Raw genomic sequence first — 10527 nt, forward strand, 5'->3', positions numbered from 1 at the left:
TGCTACTGTTAGTGGTGATTCATTTGGAGATCCAAATTCAATCCGGATTTCCTATGCAGCGGCAAACATTAAATTGATTGAAGCTATGAAACGTATAAAAAATGCGCTCGGAGCATTAAAATAAAAATTCTTTATAAAGCGGACTAAAAACCTGCTTCCCAAATTTAAAAAGCTGCATGAATAACATCTTTGAAAAGTTCAATTCCTTGAATGTTCTTATAATTGGGGATGTCATGATTGATAGCTACATCTGGGGTAAAATTGATCGTATTTCTCCCGAAGCACCAGTCCCAATTGTACGTGTTACAAAAAAAGAAAATCGATTAGGTGGCGCTGCCAATGTAGCCCTAAATATACAATCGCTCGGTGCAAAGCCTCTAATTTGTGCTGTAATTGGCGATGATTTTGATGGCGAAAATCTACTTTCACTTTTAAAAAACCAGGGGCTCTCAGAAGAGGGTATAATCAAAATAAAGGAACGCCCTACGACGGTAAAAACCAGAATAATCGCTCATAATCAACATATTGTGCGTGTCGATGCTGAAACAGAAAGTAATTTAACTGATTCAGATACGGTTTTGGTCTTTGAAAAGATTAAACAAATTATTGCAGGGCATAAAATTAGTGCAATCATTTTTGAAGATTACGATAAGGGTCTTATTACTGAAACCCTGATAAGCCAAACCGTTAAACTTGCACAATCACAGGGCATAATCACGGTTGTTGACCCTAAAAAACGGAATTTTAATGCTTATAAAGGCGTGAATTTATTTAAGCCAAATCTCAAAGAATTAAATGAAGGTTTAAAAATAAATCTTGATCCTAAAGATATTGAGCAGGTTGCACAAGCAGTTGAAGGTTTAAAAAAGCTATTGGGTGCTAAATCAGTCATGCTAACCCTTTCTGAAAATGGGGTGTATATAAGTGCGGAAAGTGGAAGTGAACATATCAAGGCTCACAAGCGCGATATAGCCGATGTTTCAGGAGCAGGAGATACTGTTATTGCTACAGCAGCATTATGCCTGGCAGCAGGCTTAAACGAGCTCAAAATGGCTGAAATTGCAAATCTAGCTGGCGGACTTGTATGTGAACATGTTGGGGTGGTACCAATTGACAAGGGAAGGTTATTGAGGGAGGTGGGGGAATTAGTTGATTAGTAGTTAGTTGGTTTTTGGTTAGGCTAGCGATATCTGAAAAATAAGTTGTCAGTTGTTAGTCATCAGGCAAGCGAGATTTGAAAGATAAGTTGTAAGTTGTCGGTTGTCAGTTATCAGGCTGGCGACATTTGAAAAATTTAACAGGTGGCTGAGGTTCTCCGGTGGCTGAGGTTCTCCGGTGGCTGAGGTTCTCGAAACCAGGCTAGCGACATCTGAAAATGGGTTAACTCCTTTGCGAAACATTTCCATCTGAGCTAATTTGCACAATTTGCGGGAGAATCCTCTTTCCGCCCAGTAGCAGGACTGACAAAGCTAGACGATAATTGATAACCATCCAGCCTGACAACTCATAACCAATTTATTTACTTCTTATCGCTTCAACAGGATCTAACCTAGAAGCGTTAAATGCAGGGATAAATCCTGAAATGAGACCAATAGCGGTAGAGAGAACAATGGTAAGAACAACTTTGCTCATGTCTACGATAATTGTCAGATCAAAGAAGGTTTTGGAAATAAATGCCAATCCGAACACAATAAGGAGACCTATAAATCCTCCCATCAGGCACAAGAGAACCGATTCGATTAAAAACTGGAGCATAATGAAATAATTCTTAGCGCCTAAAGACTTTTGAATTCCGATGATATTAGTACGTTCTTTTACAGATACGAACATAATATTAGCTATCCCGAAACCACCAACTAAAATGGAAAAACCACCGATAAAGGCACCAGCAAAATCAATTATGCCAAAAAGTTGATCAAGTTGAGCGGTTAGTACAGTAGTTTTATTTAAGGAGAAATCATCATCATCTTGCGGACCTAGCCTATGAATGGAGCGCATAGTTCCTTTCAATTCACTTTCAAGCTCATCTACAGAAATATTTTCTCTTCCTTTAATTGTAATCTGCGGTCCGTAGCGCTCATCTTCAACTTTTATAACACCTTTAGCAAAGTTCAGCGGAATTAGCACTGTTTTGTCAGCAGAAACACCTAACATATCCTCCCCTTCCTCAGTAAAAACACCTACAATTGTAGTTTTTCTACCTAGCACGGTAATCACTTTTCCGATTGGATCTTCATTTGGGAACAAGCCGTCGGCAATGGAAAAACCTATAATTGCGATTGGCCTTCCACTCTTAGATTCGCTTTCTGTAAAATAGCGACCTCCCTGAAAATCAAATTTCCAGACTTTATAGTAGTCATGAGATGCAGCTTTAATTTCGACACCTTCAACACTATTATTTCTAAACTTAATGGTTCGGTTACCAATACCAACTTCAAAAGAAATACCTTCAGCACTTTGAAGTCGTTCGGCAAGCTTGTTATAATCACGCAATGATGGTTGCGGTCTGGAGATATATTTCCACCATGGAAAATCTGGTCCGCCAACCCAAGGCCATTTCTGAATATAAATGGTGTTACTTCCCAGTTTTTCAACACTGCTCTGAATATTATTCCGTAAGGTATCAACGGCAGAAAAAACGCCTACTATGGTCATTATTCCAATTGTTATTCCTAACAACGACAATATTGTTCTTAGTTTATTTTGCCTAAGAGCTTCAAAGGCAAACAAAAAACTCTCTTTAAGTAGTTTGAGAAATATCATATATGAGATTAGACCAAATTTACGGAAAAACGTTACAGGTCGATGCAAGAAATACGAATATAATTAAAAGATGTTAAATTTCTACTATTATTGATTAAACATTTGTGGTTTTAATTTGCTAAATTTGCGCCCTTAAATACATTAAAATAATTATGAAATTATCTCAGTTCAAATTTGATTTACCTGAATCATTAATAGCCCATAATCCTGTTGAAATTCGTGACGAGGCTCGTTTAATGGTGCTGGACAAGAAAACCGGAGCAATTGAACATAAAATATTCAAGGATGTTTTAGGTTATTTTGAAGAGAAAGATGTGATGATATTAAATAACACCAAGGTTTTTCCTGCCCGACTTTACGGTAATAAGGAAAAAACAGGTGCTACAATTGAAGTTTTTTTACTTCGTGAGCTAAACCGTGAGCTGCGTCTTTGGGATGTTCTGGTAGATCCGGCAAGAAAAATTAGAGTTGGTAACAAACTATACTTTGGTGATGATGATCTTCTTGTTGCCGAGGTTGTTGATAATACTACTTCTCGCGGGAGAACTATTCGTTTCCTTTTTGATGGAACTGATGAGGAATTCCGTAGAAACATAGAAATACTCGGCGAAACTCCACTTCCTAAATACATTAAGCGTAAAGCTACAGCCGAAGATAAAGAGAGATATCAAACCATTTTTGCTAAAAACGAAGGTGCTGTTGCTGCTCCTACCGCAGGCTTACACTTTAGCCGCGAATTAATGAAGCGCCTTGAATTAAAAGGTGTTGATTTTGCAGAGGTTACCTTGCATGTGGGTCTTGGTACATTCAGAACTGTTGAGGTTGAAGATTTAACCAAACATAAAATGGATTCTGAGCAGTTTATAATTGAGCAGAAAAATGCGGACATCGTAAATAAAGCTATTTCTGAAAAACGAAGAGTTTGTGCCGTAGGTACAACCTCAATGAGAGCCATTGAATCGGCCGTTTCAGCAGGAAAAGAATTAAAAGCTGCTAATGATTGGACCAGTAAATTTATCTTTCCTCCATACGATTTTAGTATTGCAAATAGCATGATCACCAATTTCCATACTCCAGAATCAACTTTGTTGATGATGGTAGCTGCATTTGGAGGTTATGAACACGTGATGAAGGCTTACGAAGTTGCTGTAAAAGAGAAATATCGTTTTTATAGCTATGGCGATGCCATGCTAATCATTTAATTGCTTTAGTGGAAATAGGGATTTAAATTCCTTATTTCCACTAAATCTTAATTATATCTGAGTTTTTAACTTTGAAATACTACGCAATTATAGTAGGCGGTGGCTCCGGAAGCAGAATGCAATCGGAAACACCAAAACAATTTATGCTTTTAAATGGCAAGCCCATTTTAATGCATACAATAGAAGCTTTCTACTATTCTGACCTTAAACCTGAAATTATTCTTGTTCTAAACATTGATTACCATATTTTTTGGGAGAATCTTTGTATAAAGTACAAATTTTCAGTCCCACATACTCTTGTTAAAGGCGGACTCCAACGTTTCAATTCTGTTAAAAACGGAATCAATTTAATTAAAGGAAAAGCAATAATCGCTATCCATGACGCTGTTCGTCCCTTGCCAAGCAATAAGTTGATTACTCGTTCATTCATAGCCGCAGAAGCGACAGGAAACGCCATAGCAGCTCTCAAATCAAAAGATTCTGTAAGGCAACAAAATGGCAATTTGAGCAAATCATTAAATAGGGATCAAATCTATTTAGTTCAAACACCACAAACATTCAAATCAGAAATCCTAAGTAAAGCTTATAAACAAGATTATAGAAATGAATTTACAGATGATGCCTCTGTTGTAGAGCGCATGGGCATTTCAATAAATATTATCGAGGGTGAGAGTCAAAACATCAAAATCACATTCCCAGAAGATATCTTACTTGCTGAATTCCTTCTCAACCGAAATAAATAATCTTATTAGCTCAAAATTAGCAGATACGATTATTAAAATCATTAAGCAGTGCCACCTCTAATTATCCGAAGAAGTACTGCAATTACAGCAATTACAAGCAAAATGTGAATTAAACCGCCACCAAAGGGGGTGATAAAGTAGCCAAAAATCCAAGCAACAATCAAAATCACTGCGATCAAATAAAGTAAATTTCCCATAAGTCTTTTTTATTTCGTTATTAAATGTTAACACTTAACGCTCAAAAAAGTTTAAAAACGATTATTATTAATCATTTTTAAAGGGCATAAAAAAAACCCTGCTGATGCAGGGTTTATCTTTTAATATTCGTCTTCGTTAAAGAAGAAATCATCCTTAGTAGGATAATCCGGCCAAATCTCTTCTATATTTTCATATGGCTCGCCATCATCCTCCAATGCTTGCAGGTTTTCAATTACTTCCACGGGCGCTCCAGAACGAATTGCATAGTCAATAAGTTCATCTTTGGTAGCCGGCCATGGCGCATCTTCTAAATGAGATGCTAATTCTAATGTCCAATACATATTTCTTAGAATTTGATTTATACTATTTTTTTGCAAAAGTATAATAAAATTAATAACAAAGTTAATTATTTTTCAACACAGCGCTTAAACACGGGGAAACCACTGATTTTCAGGCACATTTCTATCGAAACATAACTTTCTAGCAAGTACAAAAAGATAATCGCTCAGTCTATTTAGGTAAACTACTACCTTCTCATCTACAAAACTTTCCGCTTTTAAATGAACGATAATACGCTCTGCTCTTCTACAAACACATCTAGAAACATGGCAAAATGAAACTACAGGACTACCCCCTGGCAAAATAAAATGCTTTAATTCAGGGAGAATTAGATTCATCTCATCAATTTGATTTTCTAGGAAGGTAATATCTGAAAGATGAAGATCTGGAATTTTCATCTTTGACTTCTCAGGATCAGAGGCTAATGCAGCTCCAATAGTGAATAATCTATCCTGTATTTCTTTTAAAATATCTTTCTGACTGGCATCAATATCATGGTCACGGATCATTCCGATATATGAATTTAGCTCATCAACAGTGCCATAGCTTTCAATCCTCAGATCATATTTTGGAACACGTGTTCCACCAATCAGTGAGGTCAAACCCTCATCTCCAGTTTTGGTATAAATTTTCATTTCTTTTTAATCGTTAGATTTCCTGTTTGAGCAATTTTTAATTTAAACAATTGCGATATTAAGAATTATTATTGCAAAATTAGGATCCCTGGTATGTTTAACACTTATTTTGACATTCATAAAACATATTTTAGGATTTGCCATTATTGAAAAATAAGGCATCCCAAAAAATATTTTACTATTCAAAAAATAAAATTATTGAATCTTTTCGAAATCAGAATCCTTGGATTTCATATCATCCAACCTTGGAGAAACAGTTTTAATATTCTCATTCAGATAGTCGTTTTCAATTAATCCATCACGCATTCTAACAATTCTATGGGCATGTTGAGCGATATCCTCTTCGTGAGTAACTAGAATAATGGTATTTCCTTTGGAGTGAATCTCTTCTAATAATCCCATAATCTCGACAGATGTTTTGGTGTCAAGATTCCCCGTTGGCTCATCTGCAAGAATAATTGAGGGATTATTAACCAATGCTCTGGCTACAGCAACACGCTGACGTTGCCCTCCTGATAGTTCATTGGGTTTATGATCTACCCTATTCCCCAGTCCAACACTCTCAAGGGTTTTTTGAGCTCTTTCTTCACGCTCAGCACGTCCAATTCCAGCGTAAACCAAAGGAAGTGCCACATTTTCGAGCGAGGAAGATCTTGGAAGAAGATTGAACGTTTGGAACACAAAACCAATTTCCTTATTTCTTATTTCGGCAAGTTCACTATCGCTCATTTCACTAACCTGGTTGCCATTCAGAATATAGATTCCCTTAGTTGGAGTATCTAAACAACCAAGAATATTCATAAGAGTAGATTTTCCGGAGCCAGATGGTCCCATTAAGGCGACAAATTCACCCTTATTTATTGTTAAAGAGACTGATTTTAATGCATGGATAATTTCAGCTCCGATAACGTATTTCCTACCGATGTCAGTTAAAGTAATTAAAGGATCTTGTGCCATATTTTTGTTTTTTAGACTATCGGTGTGTTTTAATTGTTACAGTAGTATAGAAATTAGACTTTGTTAATCACTTTGGCTACCCTAAAAAACCTTCCATCATCTTTCGGTGCATTTTTTAAAGCAATTTGCGTGCTAATTTCTTGGTTTATTTCATCCTCACGAAGTACATTAACTTCATCATTCATGTAAATTAATGGCTCAATACCGCTAGTATCAATTTCATTCAACTTATCCATGAAGGTTAAAATTTTATTCATATCGTCTAAAAGCCCACCTTTTTCACCTTCATGAACTTCAAGTCTGGCCAGATGAGCAATTTTATCGATTGTTTCCGAACTTACTTTCATAATTTATTAAAATTCAACTTTTTAAGCATATTTCTTATCCTATTGTTTGCGCTGCTGCTGAACCTCAAGCTGATTAGCAATAATTTCATAAACCTTGTTTTTCAAGTCGTCAGCATCCTCAGCAGTTAAATTTGCTGTATCGATGGGTGCATGAACGCAAATATCGCAAATCCCCGGACTAGTACCATAGCGTTTGCCATCATCCCACATTAAATTCCAGTTATTACAAATTGTAACAGGTAATATCTGTACTCCCTGTTCAATAGCGAGCCTAAATGGTCCATTCTTAAATGGCTGCAAAACAGGCGGATAATGTTCGCTAATCATCCCCTCAGGGAAAATAACAATCGTTTTTCCATCCTTAAGCTTCTCTCCAGCTTTTTTAAATGCTCTAAATGCCGATATTTTGCTCTCTCGTTTTACTGGAATATCAATAGTACGAAAGTAAATTCCCGTAATGAAATTATCGAGCAGTTCTTCTTTACCAAAAAACACATAATTGCGCTTTACTAAAAGAATCATGGCCGTAATATCTAAATTGGATGTATGATTTGCGCAAATGATGTATCTTTTTGACCAATCTACCTTTTCCTCAAAATTAAATCGAAATATAAAACCAGAAATCAAGGAACTCAAATAACTAAAAACCCATCGCATCCGATTCATACCATGGAATTTTACTGGGCTACGAGAAAAATAAAATATAATAGGATAAAGACTTGTGAAAATTAGGCCAAGCCAAACCTGAAAATAATAAAGATGGACGCTCTTAAAAAGTCTTTTCATTATATCAAAAATACGAATTTCTGTGGACCTTTTTATTATTGGATTCATCGCATGAATTAGGAGATTCTGTTACAGAAAAAATCCTTACTTTCGCGGATATGGAAACTGTTGTAAGTGGTATTCGCAGTACCGGTAAACTGCATTTAGGGAATTTCTATGGCGCTGTAAAAAACTTTGTGCAGATGCAAAATGAATTTAATTGTTATTTTTTTATAGCAGATTTTCATTCATTAACCACACACCCTACTCCCGAAGACCTTCATGGAAATGTTAAACAGGTATTAATTGAATATTTAGCAGCTGGAATTGATCCTGAAAAAGCAACCATTTATGTCCAGTCGGATGTGCCTGAAATTGCAGAGTTATACCTTTACCTTAACATGAATGCCTACTTAGGCGAGCTTGAAAGAAGCACCTCATTTAAGGATAAGGTTCGTGCACATCCCGACAATGTAAATGCAGGTTTATTAACCTATCCTGTATTGATGGCGGCTGATATTTTAATCCATAAAGCTACAAAAGTACCTGTTGGAAAAGATCAGGAGCAGCACTTAGAGATGTCTAGAACGTTTGGAAATAGATTTAACAGACTTTACAACAACGAATATTTCCCTGAACCATTTGCCTTTAATTTCACCGAAAAGTTAGTAAAAGTACCGGGACTTGATGGAAAAGGTAAAATGGGGAAATCAGAAGGTGAAGGAAATGCTGTTTACCTATCCGACGAGCCAGAAGTTATCCGCAAAAAGGTGATGAGGGCAGTGAGTGATAGCGGTCCGACAGAGGAAAACCAAGCAAAAGCCGAGTCTGTTCAAAATTTGTTTGACCTCATGAAAATCGTATCTCCTACGAGCACTTTTGAGCATTTCGACAGTCTTTATAATAAATGTGAAATTAGATATGGCGACTTAAAAAAGCAGCTGGCAGAGGATATGATTATTGCTACTGCACCCATGCGTGAGCGAATCAAAGAAATTGCTAAAGACGATACCTATTTGAGACAAGTAGCTCGTTTTGGAGCAATTAAAGCTCGCGAAAGTGCCTCAAAAACAATTAGAGAAGTTCGCGAAATTATCGGATTTAAAAATTTTTAAATCTTTAGTATCATAACAATTTGTAAATTAAAACATTATTAGCCTAACACGCTAAATACAAATAAGAAACATCATGCACATTGCCATAGTTGGAAATATTGGGGCTGGAAAAACTACCCTTACAGAGCTGCTTTCAAAGCACCTAGGTTATGAAGCACAGTTTGAAGCTGTAGACAATAACCCTTACCTTGAAGATTTTTATAGCGATATGAAAAGATGGAGCTTCAACTTGCAAATTTACTTCCTAAACAGTCGTTTTCAGCAAATTCTAGAACTTCAAAACGCAGAAAGGAAAATAATCCAGGATAGAACCATTTACGAGGATGCCTACATCTTCGCAGAAAACTTGCACGATATGGGCTTAATGTCTACTAGAGATTATGAAAATTATTGTTCAATTTTTGAGAATATCACCTCCTTTATAAAGCCACCTGATTTGTTAATTTATTTGAAGGCTTCGGTTCCAACATTGGTTAATAACATTCAAAGACGTGGCAGAGAGTACGAGGCTGGAATCCGCTTAGATTACCTTTCAAAGCTTAACGAAAAGTATAAAAAATGGATTGATTCTTACACCAAAGGTAAATTATTAGTGCTTGATAAAGATAAACTTGATTTCGCCAATAAACCAGAAGATCTTGGTTTTGTAATCAATAGTATTGAACGTGAAATCAACGGATTATTTTAATATAAACCAATAATTTCTTTGGCCAATGAAGATCCTCGGAATTATTCCAGCCCGCTATCAATCTAGTCGATTTCCCGGCAAACCTCTGATCGATATTGCCGGAAAAAGCATGATCCAAAGAGTGTATGAGCAATGCCTTAAATCAACTAAACTAGATAAAATTATCATAGCAACAGATGATCAACGAATATTAGATCACCTCCATGGCTTTGATGCTGAGGGCATTATGACTTCTACACATCACGCTACTGGTACTGATCGTTGTGGAGAAGTTGTAGCAAATTTTCCTGACTTTGATGTTATCATTAACATTCAAGGGGATGAGCCCATGATTGACCCCTCTCAAATCGACCTACTCTGCTCCTGCTTTGATAAAATAAATACTCAAATAGCTACCTTAGTTAAAAAAATCGATTCGCTAGAGGAACTATATAATGAGAACAGCCCCAAAGTGATTCTCAACAAAAATCAAGAAGCAATTTATTTTAGTCGTCAAACAATTCCATTCATAAGAGGACAAAAAAGTAGTACTTGGCTAAAAAATCATACGTTCTATAAGCATATCGGAATTTATGGCTTTAAAACACAAACGCTTTCCGAAATAATCAAACTTCCTCTATCAAGCTTGGAATTAGCTGAAAGTCTGGAACAATTGCGCTGGATTGAAAACGGATATTCCATACAAACCGCAATAACTACTAAAGAAAGTCAGGCAATAGATACCCCAGCCGACGTAGAAAAATTATTAGCTATACTTAAAGGTTAGATTTAGGTT

Annotated in this window: 13 protein-coding genes; 6 read left to right on the top strand and 7 right to left on the bottom strand. The window is 36.2% G+C overall.

The window, feature by feature from the left end:
* The first annotated feature begins 176 nt into the window (after positions 1-176).
* The gene (locus ACILQF_RS06145) at positions 177-1157 is read left to right on the top strand and encodes a bifunctional heptose 7-phosphate kinase/heptose 1-phosphate adenyltransferase (RefSeq protein WP_395626537.1); all 981 of its coding nucleotides are present in this window, start codon (positions 177-179) and stop codon (positions 1155-1157) included.
* Positions 1158-1515: 358 nt separating this feature from the next.
* On the opposite strand, the gene ACILQF_RS06150 is transcribed toward ACILQF_RS06145, so the two are convergent.
* Positions 1516-2763 (bottom strand): ABC transporter permease, encoded by a 1248-nt coding sequence (locus tag ACILQF_RS06150; protein ID WP_395626538.1) that lies wholly within the window; start codon positions 2761-2763, stop codon positions 1516-1518.
* Between the two features lie 152 nt (positions 2764-2915).
* Here ACILQF_RS06150 and queA point away from each other — a divergent pair, with 152 nt between their 5' ends.
* Positions 2916-3965 (top strand): tRNA preQ1(34) S-adenosylmethionine ribosyltransferase-isomerase QueA, encoded by a 1050-nt coding sequence (gene queA, locus ACILQF_RS06155; RefSeq protein ID WP_395626539.1) that lies wholly within the window; start codon positions 2916-2918, stop codon positions 3963-3965.
* A 71-nt stretch (positions 3966-4036) separates the two neighbouring features.
* Entirely contained in the window at positions 4037-4708 is a 672-nt protein-coding gene (locus tag ACILQF_RS06160) for a 2-C-methyl-D-erythritol 4-phosphate cytidylyltransferase (RefSeq protein WP_395626540.1), read from the top strand.
* A gap of 41 nt (positions 4709-4749) precedes the next feature.
* On the opposite strand, the gene ACILQF_RS06165 is transcribed toward ACILQF_RS06160, so the two are convergent.
* From ACILQF_RS06165 to ACILQF_RS06190, 6 genes are all read right to left on the bottom strand, one after another.
* Positions 4750-4905 carry a lmo0937 family membrane protein gene (locus ACILQF_RS06165; protein WP_395626541.1) on the bottom strand — a complete coding sequence of 52 codons (156 nt, stop codon included), beginning with the start codon at positions 4903-4905 and terminating at the stop codon, positions 4750-4752.
* Positions 4906-5025: 120 nt separating this feature from the next.
* Positions 5026-5247 carry a DUF2795 domain-containing protein gene (locus ACILQF_RS06170; protein ID WP_002996718.1) on the bottom strand — a complete coding sequence of 74 codons (222 nt, stop codon included), beginning with the start codon at positions 5245-5247 and terminating at the stop codon, positions 5026-5028.
* A gap of 84 nt (positions 5248-5331) precedes the next feature.
* The gene (locus tag ACILQF_RS06175; RefSeq protein ID WP_395626542.1) at positions 5332-5880 is read right to left on the bottom strand and encodes a cob(I)yrinic acid a,c-diamide adenosyltransferase; all 549 of its coding nucleotides are present in this window, start codon (positions 5878-5880) and stop codon (positions 5332-5334) included.
* Between the two features lie 195 nt (positions 5881-6075).
* Positions 6076-6837 (bottom strand): ABC transporter ATP-binding protein, encoded by a 762-nt coding sequence (locus ACILQF_RS06180; RefSeq protein WP_395626543.1) that lies wholly within the window; start codon positions 6835-6837, stop codon positions 6076-6078.
* 53 nt (positions 6838-6890) lie between these two features.
* Complete coding sequence (gene gatC, locus ACILQF_RS06185; protein ID WP_395626544.1) at positions 6891-7184, bottom strand: Asp-tRNA(Asn)/Glu-tRNA(Gln) amidotransferase subunit GatC; 294 nt, start codon at positions 7182-7184, stop codon at positions 6891-6893.
* A 39-nt stretch (positions 7185-7223) separates the two neighbouring features.
* Positions 7224-7850 (bottom strand): lysophospholipid acyltransferase family protein, encoded by a 627-nt coding sequence (locus tag ACILQF_RS06190; RefSeq protein ID WP_395626545.1) that lies wholly within the window; start codon positions 7848-7850, stop codon positions 7224-7226.
* Positions 7851-8068: 218 nt separating this feature from the next.
* Here ACILQF_RS06190 and trpS point away from each other — a divergent pair, with 218 nt between their 5' ends.
* The 3 genes from trpS (at position 8069) to kdsB (ending at position 10518) form a co-directional block, all read left to right on the top strand.
* Positions 8069-9064, top strand: a complete 996-nt coding sequence (gene trpS, locus ACILQF_RS06195; RefSeq protein ID WP_395626548.1) for a tryptophan--tRNA ligase — start codon at positions 8069-8071, stop codon at positions 9062-9064.
* A gap of 73 nt (positions 9065-9137) precedes the next feature.
* Positions 9138-9752 (top strand): deoxynucleoside kinase, encoded by a 615-nt coding sequence (locus tag ACILQF_RS06200; protein ID WP_395626546.1) that lies wholly within the window; start codon positions 9138-9140, stop codon positions 9750-9752.
* Between the two features lie 25 nt (positions 9753-9777).
* Positions 9778-10518: a 3-deoxy-manno-octulosonate cytidylyltransferase gene (gene kdsB, locus ACILQF_RS06205; RefSeq protein ID WP_395626547.1), complete on the top strand. Its 741-nt coding sequence runs from the start codon at positions 9778-9780 to the stop codon at positions 10516-10518.
* Positions 10519-10527: the final 9 nt, after the last annotated feature.

Source organism: Daejeonella sp. (assembly GCF_044232565.1).
GTDB lineage: Bacteria > Bacteroidota > Bacteroidia > Sphingobacteriales > Sphingobacteriaceae > Daejeonella.